Raw genomic sequence first — 14,759 nt, forward strand, 5'->3', positions numbered from 1 at the left:
CGCGGCTCCGATGCGGGAATAGCTCAGTTGGTAGAGCACGACCTTGCCAAGGTCGGGGTCGCGAGTTCGAGTCTCGTTTCCCGCTCCAGTTTCTTTCGAAGCCCCGGCCATGCCGGGGCTTCGTCGTTTCCGGCAGGCGCTACGGAAACATGCAAAAACCGCGGCGAGGCCTTCACATCCGGCCCGGTTCTGCTATCCTTTCCGACTCTGATGCGGGAATAGCTCAGTTGGTAGAGCACGACCTTGCCAAGGTCGGGGTCGCGAGTTCGAGTCTCGTTTCCCGCTCCAGTTTCAAGAAACCTCGGACCGCCGGGGTTTTGTTTTTTAAGCGGACCGCAACCATGCGCTCCGTGCGCGATGGCCAGGTGGCAGAGTGGTCATGCAGCGGCCTGCAAAGCCGTGTACGCCGGTTCGATTCCGACCCTGGCCTCCATTGCGCAATCCTCGAAGGCCCGCCTCGGCGGGCCTTTTTGTCTGGCGCGCCTCGACCCTGCAGGAGCTAGCTTGCGGGCGATGCATTCTCAATTCGCCACCCTCTCGCGAGGTGCGCTCCCGCAAAGGGAGGCGGGTGCTACGATTCCTGCCTTATGCCCGGATGGCGAAACTGGTAGACGCAAGGGACTTAAAATCCCTCACCCTCACGGGTATGCGGGTTCGACCCCCGCTCCGGGCACCAACGGTTTCCAGCGTTTTCAGGCCCTCGGTTTTGGTCCGCAATCCGGACGCTGGTCCGCAAAACGCTACTTCGTCGGGGTGACTTTCGCCCCGCGGCGGTTCCTGACGTAGTGCTCGGTCATCGTCACCGATGCGTGTCCAAGCTGCCGCTGGGCCTGGCGAATATCTTCGACCGCATCGGCCTTGTCGGTGCCAGCCTTCGCGCGCAGATCCCGAAACTGAAACGCCTGCGGATCGATCTCGGCGGCCTCGCGCGCCCGGTAGAACGATCCCTGCAGCATGTTGTAGGTGAGCGGCTGGCCATCCTCGGCCACCACCAGGCGGGTGGCGTGTACCTTGTAGCCGACCTTGCGCTCGGCAATCCGCGCCAGCAGCGCGGCAAGGGCGCCGGTCACCTCGATGCGACGCTTGGCCCCGGTCTTTCCCTGGGCGACGTGCAGAAAGCCGTCCCGGACGTCCCGCTCGTCCATCTTGAGCGTGTCCGCGACGCGCTGGCCGGTGAGGTAGGCCAGGTCCATGGCGTCCCGCAACGGCTGGCCAGCCTCCTGCCAGACGGCCGTGTACATCTCGTCCTCGACGTAGACGTCGCGTCCGGTCTCCCGGAAGCCCTTGATGCCTGCGCAGGGGTTGGGCAGGGTCGTGTAGCCCTCGCCGCGTGCCCAATTCCAGATATGCGAGAGCAACGCCTTCTCGCGGTTCGCGCGCACCTTCGCCTTCTCCCCGCGCCACTTTAGGTACTGCTTGACGTGCTGCGGCTCGATGGCGTCCAGCGGGCAGGGCGGATCGTCGAAGAACGTGATCAGCTGCTTGAGCTCTCGCGCGTTGTCCTTCTGGGTAGCTGCTGCCTTCGTGGGGATGACCTCGCCGCGGTAGCGATCGGCGACGTACCGGAAGGTGACGACGGCGGCAGGCTTCTCCGCGCCGGCGTGCTCGATCTCAGCCCACCGCTTGATGGCCAGGCCGTAGTCGCCGCCCAGCGGTTCCTCCCGGCGCTTGCCATCCACTAAGCCATGGTCGTAGTAGTAGAAGACCTTGCCGGAGGGCTTCTTGCGCACGCGCAGGCGCGGCACGGCCTCCGGCCGCTGAGGGCGACGTCCCATCGTCAGGCGGCCTTGTGTGGCTTCCAGGTGGGCGCAGCTTGCGCCGCTTCCTCCCGGCCTTCAACCGCCGCCCGGGTGACCACCGGCCAGCCGTGGGCGTCCACATAGTGGCGGATGCCGTTCTTGCGCAGGAACGCCACCTGGCCCGCCTTCAGCTTGGAGCGGGTCAGCTCGGCAAGCTCATCGCGGGTTAAACACAGGCTCATGCTTCTTTTGCCTCGCGTGCTTTCTTCACGTCTCGGTCGTCGTCGACGTAGATGTCTTCCCGGCCCTGGGCGATTGATATGCCGCCCTCGTACTGCTGGACAACGATGGAGTGCTCGACGACACCGTGTTCCTCGTTTTCCTGGGCGAGCAAGTACCCGCTACGGATGTGCTGGATGCTCATGCGGCCTTGGCCTCCTGCTCGATGCGCCGGAAATCCACCACCCAGACCCACGGGTTGGCGTCCCAGCTGCCGGCGCCGTTGATCGACTCCCACAGTTTCTTGAAAGCTCCTCGCTGGTTGCTTGGGTGCCAGCTATCGTGAAAGTCGAGATCTATTCCCTCGGCGCATGCGTCATCGCCGCTGATGTCCTGCAGCCGCTCCACGCGCACGCCGGTCACCTCCAGGGTGATGCGGCTGGCCCAACGGGGCATGTGGATAGATGGGCGCCACGATTCCCACCACGCCAGCAGCTCTTCGTCCGTCATGTTCGGACGCTGGCGGGGCAGGCCGGACTCGCCAGCGGGCACAGGTAGCGTCGCCTTGCTGCTGTCGGCGCGATACTCGATCACCGCCTCGGTGGTCGGGTTCACGCCGCAGCCTACGCGGTAGCCCCACGTCTCACGCACCCACAGCCGATCGCCGGGCGCGCCGTAGGGGCACGGCGCCCAGCCCCACGTCTGGCGGGTGCCTCCCGTAGCCTCGGATGGGCCAAGCCCAATCCATCGCCCGGTATCGCCGGCAGCGGCAGACCATTCGGTGGTCTGCAGGTTGGGCTGCGGCTTCACCACCCGCCGCGTCTGCGTCTTGCGGCCGGCGAGGATGACGCGGACCATGGGTGCACTGAAAAGGATGGGGAGCTCAAGCATGGAATGTGGCTCGGTAGACTGGAATGCGGTCGGCGCTATAGCCACGGCGGCGGCGACCTTGGTGGCCCTTGCCTTCGGCTTTCGCGAGATGTATCGCCAGCGGAACGACCAGCTGATGCGCGGCCGCGTGGCGCTCGCCATGCAAGTTCCCGAAATCGCGAGACTCGTGGCCCTTTTCGATGCAGCGGAAGAGCACTACCGGCAGTTGATGCACCAAGACCATCAACGGCGGCACCATGCTCTCAAGCTCAACCAACTCGCTCCGGCCTTCCGAACTTCGCTTGCGCGGCATCCGGTAGGCGATTTCATCGATATGCCGGAAAGGCTTGGCTACAACCTTCCAACTGTCATCCATGCGCTTCCGGCCGTTGCCGCTTATGCAGATCAGATGAAAAATCGGCTGCTCGGGGCAATGCCGCCGGAGCCACCAGATCCAGGCGCTCCTGCTTCCGCTTTCGATGAGTTTGTGGCCGTCAGCGAGCGCAGAGAGTCGGAGTTTCTTAGCCATGTGGCGGAAGCGCTTGACTACACGCATAGCTGCAGCCTGGACTTCCGAGCTGCAATGAAATACGCCGAAGAAAATCTCCTTCCGCTGCAGATGAAAAATATGGCCGGAAGGTTGCCCGAGCGCTTTGAGAGGACTGTAGGCGACGCTTAGAACGATCACGCGGTTACTCCTAAAAGAACGAGGTCGATCTCGTCGACTGTGTTGCGTAGCTGGTGGCGCGCCGCCTTCAACTCGCGAGCAATGTCATGGCGGGCGGCATCGCCGGGGAAGTTGCGCAACACCGCGTGCACGGCGTTGCGCTGATCGCGCCGGTAGAGCCGGTACAGCACGGTGCCGTTGCTCTGCGGGATGCGGGCCCAGCAGAAGCCGTCACGGCGCGCAGGGCTCCGACGGGAAACGCTCACCGCCGTCCACCCCTGTTGGGTAGGGTTGAGACGTTGCCGCTCGGCTCGTCGTGCCGCGGGAGCGCCGGCGGCGTATCGAAGGCGACCGGCATCACGCCGATCTCGTCGGCCAGGCGCCGCGCGTCTATCTCAACCTTCACCGTCTGCACATAGGTGCCGGCGACGGTGCTGATCGTCTTCGCGCGCTCGATCGTCCGCGCCATCTTGTCGGCGTCCGCATTGGGATCGGACAGATCCTCCAGCGCCTGCACGAGGTAGTCGCGCACGTCGGCCATCTTGTTCTTCGTCATTGCTTCTGTTCCCTGGAGAGCTTGTTGATCTTGCGGTTGAGGGCGCCCTTGAGCTGGATCACCTGGACGACCTCGGGCGGGAAATTCGTGTGGTAGCTGTTGCGCCGCATGTTCTCGGCGAGCGTCACCAGCTCGAGGCGGTCGACGGTGATCTCGTCCGCGACGAACGACTTGCGGCCCTTCTTGAAGATGACGATGTGGCCAGCAGGCACGGGGCCGTGCGCCGCTTCCCAGACGATCACGTGCACCGGTCGCCAGCGCTTCACCGGGAAGATCGACGGGTCGTCCGTGACCTTGCGCATCAGCACCTTCCGCTTCGGGTCCACCTTCTCGGTACCGATCGGCACGTAGTTGTGCTGGGCGGCGCCCGACATCTCGCCCTTCTTGAACTGGGTTTGCGCCATGCGGCCTGGCGCGTAACCGGGCCGGCGCAGGCCCTTGTTCGCCGGCACCAGGCCCTTCTTGAACTGGTGCGCGACCATCCGCGGATCCTGTCGGCCGCGCTGGATGCGTCCGGCCTTGTCGCTGGCGTAGAACGTGTCGCTCTTGCTCAGGCCAAGCTTGTTGGCCCGCTGGTGTACCCGGCCGACGTTCAGACCGAGGTCCCGCGCAATGTCCGCGGTTGGCTCGTCCGGATAGCGGGCGCGTAATACAGCATCCTCGGCCGGCGTCCACTGGTGCTTTTCATCGAACGTGAGCCCGAGCCGGCGAGCGCGCCGATGCACCGTGCATTGCGCACAGACCATGAAGGCGGCGATGTAGGCCACGCCGCGGCCGTTGGCGTGCAGCTGGCGCAGCACGTCATCGTCAAAGGCACTCCAGCGGCGGGCCTGACCTTTCACGCCGGATCCGCCTCCGCAGCCGCCCGGCGCTTCTTGCTGGCCTTCTTCGCCACCGGCTTCGGCTTCGCCGGTTCGGGCGCGCGCAGCTGCGACGGGATCCACTGCTTTTCCGCCAGCAGCTCGTGTGCCTTCGCGGCCAGGTCCTTGGCCTTGCCCTTCTCGAGCGCGACTGCAGCGTCCTTGCCGGCGGCTTCGGTCACCGCCTCGAGGATGTACGACTTCGGCTGCTTCGCGAGCCATTCCGGCGTGATGTGCTCGGTACCGGCTCCGAGGTCCGCGCCGACCGCGACGGCGAACGCATGGATGGCAGCCTCGTCCTCGTCCCTCCATGTGTTGGTGTCGATCCCGCCGGCGGCCACGAACGCCATAAGGTCATAGGCCACGTTCTGGTCCTGCTTCATCAGCCAGGCCAGCACAGAGCCGTCCTTCTTGGCGCCGTCGCGTAGCCGCTTCTCCCAGGCAGCGGTCATCCCTTGGCCGTGCGGGTTCGCAGCCTTCTCGCCGGCTTCCTGCGTGTGTCGCGCGTAACCGCCGACTCCGGCATCAAGCACACCGGCGCACGCCTCGTCATCGATGTCGAAGAAGCTGCACCCGAGCGAAGCAGCGAGGACTGTTAGCGCGAGTTCCGGATTGTCTCGCAGGTGTACGCGCAGCAGGCCCGTCCGAACCCCCACCAGGAAGTCTTCGGTCGCGCGCGTGTCGGCCTTCGGCTTCTTCTCGGCCGCGCTGGCCGGTGCGCGCTGGCCAGGCTTGAGCAAGCCAGCGACAACCTCGACCTTGCCGCCGTTGCCGATCGTGACCACCGCACCGAGCTTCTCGCTGGGCGTCTTGCTGCTGGACTGGCGGTACTTCGCCCGCTCCGAGTAGTCGAAGGTCGGCATCGCCTCCACCCAGCCCCAGCCCTTCTTGCGCAGCTTCGCTGCCTCGTCCTCCAACTTCGCCTTGGCCAGCTTCCGCACCAGCTTGGAGTCGGGCAGCGTCACGAAGTCGCTGAACAGGTCCCGGCGCGGCGTGCCGCCGGCGGCCTCGTACGCCTCGACGCCAACGAAGGCGCCGATGGACGAGGTCAGGGAGACGTCGCGCGTCACGAGCAAGCCGCGCAGCTGCTCGGGCTGCCGGTAGTAGCTGATGCGCTCGCCCTGCGACCACGCTTCGCGCTGCGCCTTGTGGTCCTCGACGATGGCGAGCGCCATCATCTGCTCCAAGTTGGCCTTGCCGGCCTTGTATTCCTCGAGCAGCTCGGGCGCGACATTGCCAAGGCGCAGGCGCTGTTCGACGTACTTCTCGGTCTTGCCGAAGCGCGAAGCGATCTCCGGGACGGTCAACTCGTCCACGTTGACTAGGTTCCGGAAGGCCGCGAACTCGTCCGCCGGGTGCATGGCTTCCCGGATGATGTTCTCGGCCAGGCTGGCTTCGTGCGCTTCCTCCACGTCGACCAGGCGGCACGGGATGCCGCTGACCAGCGACGCCGGCAGAGCGCCTTCTGCCTGCAGCTTGGCCAGCGCCTTCAGGCGGCGTTCGCCGGCGATGACCAGGTAGCCGCCATTTACTGAGCCGGGCGCAACCACGAGGTTATGGATCAGGCCATGCGCGGTGATCGAAGCGGCCAGTTCGTCAATCGACGCGCCCCCGATTTTGCGCACGTTGAGGGTTGTCGGGTACAGCTGCGACAGCGGGATGAGGGAGATCGCGCCGGCCTCCATCAGGTCAGCTCCTGCTGCTTCTGCTCTTCGCGCGTCGGCGGGATGAGGCTGAGCTCGACCTCATCCTGGATGAGCTGGCAGAGCTTGCCGGACGTGCGGCCGTCCTGGCGGAAGTTGGCGGTGAAGCGGATCTTGCAGCTGCCGCCGTCGAGCGCCTCGAACACGAAGTCGGAGATCTCCACGTCGGACAGCTTGAGCACTTCGTCCAGCGCCAGGCCTGACTGAATCTCCAGCTTGTAGCCGGGGAAGTCCTCGTCCCACTTCAGGGGCGCCAGGTGCGGCAGCTTGCGCGCGGTCAGGCCGTCGCCGCCCTCGAGCGGAAGCTCGGTCTGCTCACCGGGCGCCGGCTTGCGGTACAGCAGCTTGCGGAACCCTTTGTCGAACAGGTCCAGCACGGTGCTGTGCACGTTGGTTTCGAGCTTGAGGGTGCCGGCGAGTACGTTCTCGTCGCCGTGCTTTTCCATGCGCGGCGTGAAGCTGGTGATCTTGGTGGTCTGCTCGGTGAGCTGGAACATCTGTGGCTCCGGATTGGAAGGGGTGCGGGTTACGGTTCCCGCGCTGGTCGCTGCAGGGGGCGTCCCCACGTGCAGCAAGAGCAGCCGTCCTCGCTGGGGTGTTCAGTTACGCCGCGAGCTCGTCGGCGCGCTTCTGCCAGAGCTCGTTGAGCGCCGGCCGATCTGCCTCTGGCAAGTCGCGGATCAGGTCGCCGGCCTCGGTGAGCTTGTCTTCGGTCTTGGCGGCGATTAGCGCGTCGTGCACGTCCTGCGCGGTGATGCCGTTGCCGCCGGCCTGGCTGTCGTTGCCGCTGTGCTCGATGCGCTCGGGCGGCTGGTCGTCGATCGTCACCGTGTCGCCGTTGATCGTGTAGGTGTGGCCCGTCTCGTAGGCCGCCTCGCCGGTGAGCGCGTTGGTCAGCTCGATCGACTTCGGCATGTACTTGATCACCTGCAGGAGCGGGATCTTCCGTGCGTACATTTCCCAGTTCTGATGGGCGTAGTGCGCGTCGCCGACTTTGTTCTGCTTGTTGAAGTGCCGGCGCACCTTCGCGATCGGCCAGACCTCGATCACCGGCCACTCGCTGCCGTTGACGCGGCCGATCGCGTACACGTAGACGAGCTTCGCCGGGTCGTCCTCACCACCCGGGCGATGGCGGACAAACGGGGAGTCGCCGAGCGCGAAGTCGAAGTCGTCGCCGTCGAACACGGCGCCGGTCCAGACGGTGGCGCGGCCGCTGCGCGAGACCAGGTCGACGTAGCCCTGCCAGCCCGGAATGCACTGGCACTTGCCCTTGTAGGGCACCAGGTACGCCTGTCCGGCGACGCCAATCTCCAGGCCCAGCTGCGAGGCCGTGATGATCGACGCCGCGATGCTGTTCATGTCGCAGTTCTGGATCGCCTTGTTGCTGTTGAAGGCGGTCAGGGCGAGCCGGATCATGCGGTCCGGGTTGAGGTGCTTGGGCAGGGCCGCGGCGAACTGGGCCTTATGCTTTTCGAGGAAGCTCGCCAGCTGCGCGCCGTTGGGCTTGCCCTGGGTCATCTGCCGGTTGTCGTTGCCCTGCATGTGGTTCTGGAGTGCGTTTCGCTGTGCCATGGGTGCTCCTGGGGTTAACGGATGCGGAAGACGCGCACGCCATCGGCGCGCGCCTTCCAGGTGATCGCGGGCTGGCCGTGGACCAGCAGGGTTGTGGCGTCGCGCATGAACGCCTTGATGCGGAACTCGTGCTGTTCCTTGCGCGCGGTGTGCAGGGCGATGACCTGGCGCTCGGTGACCATGTCGGCGACCGCCGCGCGGATCTCCGGATCAGCCTCGACGGCGCGGCCGGTGTCGCGCGCGTAGAGGCGCAGCACATCGTCGACGTTCGTAGGTTGCGGAGGCCGGCGTGGCTCGATGTGGTATTTCCAGAAGCGCAGGGCCTGCCGGCGAATTTCGGTGATCAGGTTGTCGTCGCGCTCGATCCGGTACAGCCGGTAGTCGTCGAAGCCGATCAGGGCCTGGACGTAGACGTGCGCGCGCCCGGTGACCCCCAGCCCCCACATCGCCTGCGCGGTGACGTAGATCGGCGGTTCCTCTTCCTCGTCCGGATCGCCCCAGTCGCGCACGGCGTTCGGGTGGACGGTCTTCGTCTCGCCGTTGCCGCCATCCTCGGGCTCGAAGTCGATCTCGGCCTTCGCCCAGGGGAAGTGCAGATCGTCGTAGCGATGGTTCACGCGCACGACCTTCAGCCCGGTCTTGCGGGTGAACTTCTTCGCCGCCCACGGCTCCAGGTCGCGCCGGTCCTCGAAGAACTCCGCCTGCTGGGGCGAGATCTCCTCGGGCACTTCGCCGGTAATCGTCAGGTACTCGGCGAGCGGGGTCTTGAAAGGCGACACGCCGAGGATGCCGGCGATGTTGCCGCCGCCGATGTAGCCGCGGGTCGGGCTCAAGGGGGCGAGCTGGGCGTTCAACGCGGCACCCTCTCGGCGTAATCCTCGTCCTGGACAACGCCCTCCATCGCAGACACTGGCAGCGCTCTGTCGGTCGCGCACGTCAGGCACACGGTCAGGGTCGATGCCTCGCCGATGGGCGTGGTCATTTCCTCATCAGGGCCCATGACCTGGGCGAGGAAGCCATTTCCGCCGAGCTGCATGGCCAGGCCCTGCTGGCGCATCAGCACGTCGACCTTCAGGCCGTGGCGCTCGATCTTGACGACCCAGAACATCGGCACGCCGGCGCGACCGATCGGCTGCTCGCAGAGCGAGCAAACGGCGTGCTGCCGCAGCTCCTTCTCCCTCATGCGTTGGCCGCCTTCTTGCCGCGCGCCGGCTTGCCGATGCTGGCCGCGGTGTCGTTGGACAGGGCGAACTTCAGGTCGGTGCAGACCTGCTCGTCGTCGCGGCCTTCATCGACGAACCACGCCACCGCAGCCTCAGCCGCCTCGCGCAGGCCAATGTTGGCGAGACGCTCGGCCTCGGCCTTGCGCGCAGCTTCCGCCTTCTCGCGCCGGAGCTTCTCGGCCTGCTCGTCCAGGCGCTTCTGCTCGGCGGCCTGTCGATCGCGCTCGGCCTGCAGGCGGCGCTCTTCTTCGGCACGGCGCTCGTTCTCGATGCGCTCGGCTTCCTGGGCGGCGGCGAGGTAGGTGTCGATGCCGGCTAGCGATGCACGGCTGGCGCGCATCCACTCGTCACCGAACTCCTGAAAATCGAACGTCTGGTTCTCGTGCAGGAAGACGAGATACCGGTCCTTCCGCGAGGCAATGAACTGCGCCGATCGCCCATCGAGATCCTCGGCAGCTTGGGCCGCGGTGTTGATCTTCTGGCGGATAGTCGCGACGCGCTGTTCCTCGGCCTCGCGGGCCTCGCGCTCCTTGCGTTCCTGCTCGGCGCGGGCGGCGCGCTCGCGCTCTTCGTCGGCCCTGCGGCGCTCCTCGGCCTCGCGCTGCAGGCGCTCGTTTTCCTCGCGCATGCGGGTCAGCTCGGCGCGCTCGGCCTCGATGCGCCGCTGTTCGGCCTCGTGGTCGAGCTGGGCCTGCAGCTGCTGCTCGATGCGGGCGATGCAGGCGTCGAGCGCGTCCCGGGCGGTTTGGTAGTGCTCGGCGAACTCGTCTTCGTCCAGCACTTCCTCGCGCAGCCGCGCGAGCTTGCCCTGGATGATCACGGACGGCTTGCCGACCAGCGTCGAGGGCAGGTTGCGGATCTCGGTGATGCGGTTCTGGATGGCCTCGACGCGCTGCCGCTCCTGCTCCAGCTTGCGCAGCTTCTCCTCCTCGATGCGAGCCTCTTCGGCCTTGATCTGGACGTCGATTGGCTCCTCGAGCGCGACGATCTCCGCAGTGATCCGCTTCGCTTCGTCGTCGAGCAGCTTGCCGCGCTCGATGATCGGCGCCTTGAGCTCCTTGCGCCGCTTCTCCAGCGTGGTGCGCAGCGTGCGCAGCTCGAATGTCATCGCCTTGGCTTCCTTGAGGCCCTTGGGCGTGCTGACGTCGACCACGAGCCCCTGGTAGCGCTGGCGCAGATCGGCCAGGGCCGCGGCGGTGTCGGTGTACTCGGCGATCTCGGTGAGGTTGCTGCCGGCGTTCTTTTCGGTGGAAGCGTTCATGGGAATCCTTTGCCGGCTTCCCGCCGGCGCGTTGAAGGTGGTTAGAGCCGGCCGGCCCAGCGCAGGACGTCGAGCGCCTGGTCGAGGGTCAGCGGCGGACACACGCCCAGCTCTGGGCCAGTGAGAAGCGATTGCGCGAGGTAGCGGAGCCTCGTGTCTTCCGGATTGACCGGCGGGGTCAGCGGACCCCAGGGCACGAACGGCTGCTTTTCAGCGAGGACGGCGCTCATCGGGAGGCTCCTTGCGTGGTGACAGAGGAATCGCCCGCCCCGGCTGCCGCAGGGGTTCGACCCGGAGGGAGGTCCGGTGCCGGGGAGGACGAAAACGGGACCATTCGGTTCAGGCGACGCAGCTCCTGGCAGAGCGCCAGGCGCTCTGCTTCGCTGAGGTCCAGATCGACCAGGTCGGAGAGGCCGCTCATGTGCGCGCCTCGTGGCAGTACTGCTCGTCGCGCACCAGCCCGCACTTGCGGCTGACGAAGTCCATCAGGCTCTCGCCCGGCTCGCGCACCATCGCGGCGCGCTCAGCCTTGAGCGCCTCGGCGCGGCGGGCGCGCACGCGGGCCAGCACGTGGCTCCGGCGGATGCGCCAGTTCTCGTGCATGACTGCGAAGCCCAGCGGATCGCGCGGCACCGGCAGCTGCTGGCGTGCTTCCCAGATGGCGCGCGAGCCGCGTGCCGCCGCTTCACCCATAGCCCAGCTCGGGGAGTCCGAATACTCGGCTGCGACGACGTCGGCGGCGCAATTCCAGCGGGCCTGACGGAGGGCATGGGCGAGCGCGCGGTACTGCGCCCGGGAGAGCTGGGTATGCATCACAGCACCCCCACCGCGACCAGGAGGCGCGCCATCGGCTCGCGCAGCAGCCAGCCGAAGGCAAGCATGGCCGCGATCGCCAGCAGGCCCAGCGCGTTGACGCGGACGACCTCGGAGACGGTCAGCGGGCGCTCGGTGGGCTCGGCACAGCAGGTTTCACCGGCGGCCCGAACCCGGACCAGCAGGGCGTCGGCGTGCAGTTGCGCTTCGGCGCGCTCGGCACGCTCAACCTCGTAACGCAAGCGCACCGCCAGGTAGTGAGCGATCGCCGCCTCGATGTCGCTGCGCTGGCGGAGGGTCTGGCCGCTCATGCGGCCACCGGGCGCTGCTGAGCCTGCATGGCACGCCACATCGAATCCGCGGCCGATCGCGCGGTCTCCGCGCTGGCGTAGGTCGTGGTGGTGCGGGCTACGCGCTCCTGCGTCTTGAGGTCGATGACCTCGCCGACCCACTGCGGGCCGCTGCGCGTTGAGGTGAAGGTGACTTCCTGAGGCATCTCGTTCTCCCCGGCCTGTGAAGGCGACGGGAAGCACGATAGCAACGCTTCAATAGCAATGCAATAGCAGTGCTCTAGATTTTTTTTGTTGCCGATGCGCTGCGGCATCTGGGCACAAAAAAGCCCGCCGTAGCGGGCTCAAATTGGAGCGTGTGGGTGGCCTACTTGGGTGGCGTAGCGGATTTCGCTTGCCCTTGCGCTGCCGCTGGTTGCGGGGCCGCCGGTTGCGGGGCCGCCGGCTGCGCGGCAGCCGGAGGCTGGGCGGGTGGCGGAGCCTTATGGAGCGCATTCCAGAACCCCAGGCCAAGACCAGCAACGGTTAGCACTGTGCCGAAAGACCACACGATGACCTTGTAGCCTAGGGCGTAGTACTGATTGCGGTCCTTTTCTTGTGCGACCTGGATTTCGGCAAGCACGCGGCGCGCGTCAGCAAAGAAGGAGGCCGCCTCGGAGCGCATAACCGAACCCTGAGCCTCGATGGTTTTCAGACCCGTTTGAAGGTCGGCCCGAAGCGCGGCGCTGTCTGCCCGCATGGACTCTACGGCGGTAGCCACCCGTGCCTCAGATGCCTCAAGGCGGGCCTTCACCTCTTCGCGGTTCATGTCGCTCATATCGGCAGCATTCCTACGGTCCACAAGGGCGATCGGTGGATCGTTAGTGAACTCGGTCTCTTGTGAGGCGCTCACGCGTTCACCCACGACAGCGTTCACGGTGGCATTTCCGTACATCCCGAACACCGCGCTACTGCGCTCCTCCAGGATATCGAAGCCGCTGTACAGCTTCGCATGGTCACCCAACCCATACATGACGATCGTGCTCGTGTCTGAGGGTTGTCTCGCCGCATGCTTATGGCTACTTGCGGACATACCCTAGCTTCTCAAGGGCGGCGGGTCCGAGGTTTTCGATCAACCCTTCCATCAGTGCGATGGCGCGGTTCTCGTGCATTCTTGTCAGCGAAGTGAGGCGCCGTTCAATTGTTGGTCCCTGCTGGGAAATACTGTAGTGGTCGTAACCGAAGCCAACCAGGATGGATGTCACGCCGTCCGAGCTATCCATCTTCCCGACAATCACGTGATCGGCCAGGTCGTTGGGGACCTCACGGAAAACCCAAGGCATGTCCGGTGTGCCCGTGACCGTCTGCCGAGTTGAGCTGGTTCCAGGTGTTGTTGCTTCGCTCAAAGTCGCTCTCCCTAACCCCGTCTGGTTGCTTGGTCTGTGTCTGCTTTCAATACGGCGCCTACACCGCGCCGTCACGCCAATCTCACGTCTTGCGAGCCCTTCCGGATTCAATGCCTGCCTGGAACCGGAGGGGGACTATGCCTGCTGACCTTGATGACCTGATGGCTGGGCTTTGCGCTGGCATCGCTGCCTTACGTGCGGCGGAGCGCAAGCCCGACCCCTTACCGCTCCCTAACCGCCGCCCTTGTCCAGCGCTTGCAGTAGTTCCTGCACGAAGCCCTGCTGCACGTACCGAGCTGGAACATGCTTGCGAATCGTCTTCGCCACGTCCGAAGCTTCAGCTGGTCGGTGGACGGTCATAACCGACACCAAAGCCGAAAGGGCATAGCGCAGCGAGTCGACGTCGTTCTCCAGCCGCCTGATGACCAGGTCATGCCGCAGAGGCTCGTCGCCCTCGGCTTGGCCAGCCCGCAGGGGAACCACATTCCCCATCGCTTCTGAGCTGGCCATGGCGTTGAACTTCGCGCTGATCGAGCGCGGATCCACGTCCAGATATGCGCCCAACCGGGCAGCCTTCTCGGCCGGCACGGGCCGACGTCCCGTCACCCACTGGGAAACCATCCCGTCCGACACACTCATGTGTCGGGCCACGGAGACGTTGTTCACCTGCGCGCGCGCCATCGCGGCGGCAAGCGCGAGCGCTTCCTTGCTTGGCGTGGAGGTAGGCGTTTTGGCGGCCATTGAAGCAATGCTATTCATGGCTCCACATACCGTCGATGCGCAAAGCTATTGCTTGCGTAGAATAGCGATGCTATCGTCGCGCCATGGACAAGCCCACCGCTATTCAGAAAGCCGTTGAGGCCTGCGACAACGCGCAGGCGGAGCTCGCGCGCCGCATCAATGTCGCGCCCCAATTGGTCTGGCAATGGTGTGATGGGCGACGGCCCGTCCCGGCCCATCGCTGCCTTGCGATCGAGCAGGCCACCAATGGGGTGGTGACTCGGTTCGATCTCCGCCCTGACGTCTTCGGCTCGCTGCAGCCCACATCGGCGGGGCAGGGCGAGGCGCACAGCGATGCGGCCTGAGCTGTTTTTCCACTGATTCGACATCGGCTCGTTCCGTGAAGGGACGGGCCATTTTTCGCTATGGCAAGGGGAATCCTGGGGAACACACCGTCCCCGCGGTTCCCAAGGAATAGGGAACACCCCATGCAGCAGCTCAGCCTGACCTTCGAACCCGGCCTCGCGCAGCGCTCCCGCTCGCTGCGGGACCACATGACCACGCGCGTCTATAACCGGGGTCTGGTCGATGTGGCGGGGCAGATGGATCTGTCGCCGTCGAAGCTCACCGAAAAGCTGGCCGGCGCCGACAGCGGCGGCAAGCCGCGGGGCATGACCATCGACGAGCTCGAGACCTACATCCGCGTGACGGGCGACATCAGCCCCGTGCACTACCTGGTCGACAAGTACCTGCGTGACCCGGCCGTCGCTCAGCAGGAGGCGCTCGCCAAGCTGGCGTCGCTCGCTGAGGTCATCCCTGGCCTGATGGCGGCGGCCGGGCTGCAGGTAGCGTCGACGCGGAGGGCTCGCTGATGGGGCTCC

Annotated in this window: 23 protein-coding genes and 4 tRNA genes; 7 read left to right on the forward strand and 20 right to left on the reverse strand. The window is 65.8% G+C overall.

Going from position 1 to position 14,759, the window contains the following annotated elements; all coding sequences use genetic code 11:
- Positions 1-12: 12 nt before the first annotated feature.
- The 4 genes from LQ772_RS06540 (at position 13) to LQ772_RS06555 (ending at position 676) form a co-directional block, all read left to right on the forward strand.
- Positions 13-88: transfer RNA gene (locus LQ772_RS06540), tRNA-Gly, on the forward strand.
- Between the two features lie 124 nt (positions 89-212).
- Positions 213-288 (forward strand) — tRNA-Gly (locus tag LQ772_RS06545).
- A 71-nt stretch (positions 289-359) separates the two neighbouring features.
- A tRNA-Cys gene (locus tag LQ772_RS06550) sits at positions 360-433 on the forward strand.
- Positions 434-589: 156 nt separating this feature from the next.
- Positions 590-676 (forward strand) — tRNA-Leu (locus LQ772_RS06555).
- Positions 677-740: 64 nt separating this feature from the next.
- On the opposite strand, the gene LQ772_RS06560 is transcribed toward LQ772_RS06555, so the two are convergent.
- From LQ772_RS06560 to LQ772_RS06575, 4 genes are read right to left on the reverse strand one after another with little or no spacing between them, the layout of a single operon-like run.
- On the reverse strand, positions 741-1,775 hold the full coding sequence (locus LQ772_RS06560) for a tyrosine-type recombinase/integrase (protein ID WP_231325116.1): 1,035 nt from the start codon (positions 1,773-1,775) through the stop codon (positions 741-743).
- 2 nt (positions 1,776-1,777) lie between these two features.
- Complete coding sequence (locus LQ772_RS06565) at positions 1,778-1,981, reverse strand: DUF4224 domain-containing protein (protein ID WP_231325118.1); 204 nt, start codon at positions 1,979-1,981, stop codon at positions 1,778-1,780.
- The gene (locus LQ772_RS06570) at positions 1,978-2,163 is read right to left on the reverse strand and encodes a hypothetical protein (RefSeq protein WP_231325120.1); all 186 of its coding nucleotides are present in this window, start codon (positions 2,161-2,163) and stop codon (positions 1,978-1,980) included. The genes LQ772_RS06565 and LQ772_RS06570 overlap by 4 nt, the downstream gene beginning before the upstream one ends.
- A complete protein-coding gene (locus LQ772_RS06575; protein ID WP_231325121.1) occupies positions 2,160-2,849 on the reverse strand; it encodes an ASCH domain-containing protein in 690 nt (229 codons plus the stop codon). The genes LQ772_RS06570 and LQ772_RS06575 overlap by 4 nt, the downstream gene beginning before the upstream one ends.
- Between LQ772_RS06575 and LQ772_RS06580 the strand changes: the two genes are divergently transcribed.
- The gene (locus LQ772_RS06580; RefSeq protein ID WP_231325123.1) at positions 2,848-3,507 is read left to right on the forward strand and encodes a hypothetical protein; all 660 of its coding nucleotides are present in this window, start codon (positions 2,848-2,850) and stop codon (positions 3,505-3,507) included. The genes LQ772_RS06575 and LQ772_RS06580 overlap by 2 nt on opposite strands.
- 5 nt (positions 3,508-3,512) lie before the next feature.
- On the opposite strand, the gene LQ772_RS06585 is transcribed toward LQ772_RS06580, so the two are convergent.
- From LQ772_RS06585 to LQ772_RS06660, 16 genes are all read right to left on the reverse strand, one after another.
- A complete protein-coding gene (locus LQ772_RS06585) occupies positions 3,513-3,761 on the reverse strand; it encodes a hypothetical protein (protein WP_231325124.1) in 249 nt (82 codons plus the stop codon).
- A complete protein-coding gene (locus tag LQ772_RS06590) occupies positions 3,758-4,051 on the reverse strand; it encodes a hypothetical protein (RefSeq protein WP_231325126.1) in 294 nt (97 codons plus the stop codon). Before LQ772_RS06590 ends, LQ772_RS06585 begins: the two co-directional genes overlap by 4 nt.
- Positions 4,048-4,893, reverse strand: coding sequence for an HNH endonuclease signature motif containing protein (locus LQ772_RS06595; RefSeq protein ID WP_231325128.1), 846 nt, complete (start codon positions 4,891-4,893; stop codon positions 4,048-4,050). The genes LQ772_RS06590 and LQ772_RS06595 overlap by 4 nt, the downstream gene beginning before the upstream one ends.
- A complete protein-coding gene (locus LQ772_RS06600) occupies positions 4,890-6,596 on the reverse strand; it encodes a ParB/RepB/Spo0J family partition protein (RefSeq protein ID WP_231325129.1) in 1,707 nt (568 codons plus the stop codon). Before LQ772_RS06600 ends, LQ772_RS06595 begins: the two co-directional genes overlap by 4 nt.
- A complete protein-coding gene (locus LQ772_RS06605) occupies positions 6,596-7,111 on the reverse strand; it encodes a hypothetical protein (RefSeq protein ID WP_231325132.1) in 516 nt (171 codons plus the stop codon). The genes LQ772_RS06600 and LQ772_RS06605 overlap by 1 nt, the downstream gene beginning before the upstream one ends.
- 106 nt (positions 7,112-7,217) lie before the next feature.
- Positions 7,218-8,186, reverse strand: coding sequence for a recombinase RecT (locus tag LQ772_RS06610; protein ID WP_231325134.1), 969 nt, complete (start codon positions 8,184-8,186; stop codon positions 7,218-7,220).
- A 14-nt stretch (positions 8,187-8,200) separates the two neighbouring features.
- Positions 8,201-9,040 (reverse strand): YqaJ viral recombinase family nuclease, encoded by an 840-nt coding sequence (locus tag LQ772_RS06615; RefSeq protein WP_231325136.1) that lies wholly within the window; start codon positions 9,038-9,040, stop codon positions 8,201-8,203.
- Positions 9,037-9,369: a hypothetical protein gene (locus tag LQ772_RS06620; protein ID WP_231325137.1), complete on the reverse strand. Its 333-nt coding sequence runs from the start codon at positions 9,367-9,369 to the stop codon at positions 9,037-9,039. Before LQ772_RS06620 ends, LQ772_RS06615 begins: the two co-directional genes overlap by 4 nt.
- The gene (locus LQ772_RS06625) at positions 9,366-10,772 is read right to left on the reverse strand and encodes a DUF1351 domain-containing protein (protein ID WP_231325139.1); all 1,407 of its coding nucleotides are present in this window, start codon (positions 10,770-10,772) and stop codon (positions 9,366-9,368) included. The genes LQ772_RS06620 and LQ772_RS06625 overlap by 4 nt, the downstream gene beginning before the upstream one ends.
- Positions 10,712-10,900, reverse strand: coding sequence for a hypothetical protein (locus LQ772_RS06630; RefSeq protein ID WP_231325141.1), 189 nt, complete (start codon positions 10,898-10,900; stop codon positions 10,712-10,714). Before LQ772_RS06630 ends, LQ772_RS06625 begins: the two co-directional genes overlap by 61 nt.
- A gap of 187 nt (positions 10,901-11,087) precedes the next feature.
- Positions 11,088-11,483 carry a hypothetical protein gene (locus LQ772_RS06635; RefSeq protein WP_231325142.1) on the reverse strand — a complete coding sequence of 132 codons (396 nt, stop codon included), beginning with the start codon at positions 11,481-11,483 and terminating at the stop codon, positions 11,088-11,090.
- On the reverse strand, positions 11,483-11,794 hold the full coding sequence (locus tag LQ772_RS06640) for a hypothetical protein (RefSeq protein ID WP_231325144.1): 312 nt from the start codon (positions 11,792-11,794) through the stop codon (positions 11,483-11,485). Before LQ772_RS06640 ends, LQ772_RS06635 begins: the two co-directional genes overlap by 1 nt.
- Entirely contained in the window at positions 11,791-12,087 is a 297-nt protein-coding gene (locus LQ772_RS06645) for a hypothetical protein (RefSeq protein ID WP_231325146.1), read from the reverse strand. The genes LQ772_RS06640 and LQ772_RS06645 overlap by 4 nt, the downstream gene beginning before the upstream one ends.
- Positions 12,088-12,140: 53 nt before the next feature.
- Positions 12,141-12,845, reverse strand: a complete 705-nt coding sequence (locus tag LQ772_RS06650) for a hypothetical protein (protein WP_231325148.1) — start codon at positions 12,843-12,845, stop codon at positions 12,141-12,143.
- Positions 12,832-13,158 carry a hypothetical protein gene (locus tag LQ772_RS06655; protein ID WP_231325149.1) on the reverse strand — a complete coding sequence of 109 codons (327 nt, stop codon included), beginning with the start codon at positions 13,156-13,158 and terminating at the stop codon, positions 12,832-12,834. Before LQ772_RS06655 ends, LQ772_RS06650 begins: the two co-directional genes overlap by 14 nt.
- A 231-nt stretch (positions 13,159-13,389) precedes the next feature.
- Entirely contained in the window at positions 13,390-13,917 is a 528-nt protein-coding gene (locus LQ772_RS06660) for a helix-turn-helix domain-containing protein (RefSeq protein ID WP_231325151.1), read from the reverse strand.
- 65 nt (positions 13,918-13,982) lie between these two features.
- Between LQ772_RS06660 and LQ772_RS06665 the strand changes: the two genes are divergently transcribed.
- Together LQ772_RS06665 and LQ772_RS06670 are read left to right on the forward strand one after the other, a co-directional pair.
- Entirely contained in the window at positions 13,983-14,243 is a 261-nt protein-coding gene (locus LQ772_RS06665; RefSeq protein WP_231325153.1) for a transcriptional regulator, read from the forward strand.
- A 123-nt stretch (positions 14,244-14,366) separates the two neighbouring features.
- The gene (locus LQ772_RS06670) at positions 14,367-14,750 is read left to right on the forward strand and encodes a hypothetical protein (protein WP_231325155.1); all 384 of its coding nucleotides are present in this window, start codon (positions 14,367-14,369) and stop codon (positions 14,748-14,750) included.
- Positions 14,751-14,759: the final 9 nt, after the last annotated feature.

It is taken from the genome of Frateuria edaphi (assembly GCF_021117405.1).
GTDB classification, from domain to species: domain Bacteria; phylum Pseudomonadota; class Gammaproteobacteria; order Xanthomonadales; family Rhodanobacteraceae; genus Frateuria_A; species Frateuria_A edaphi.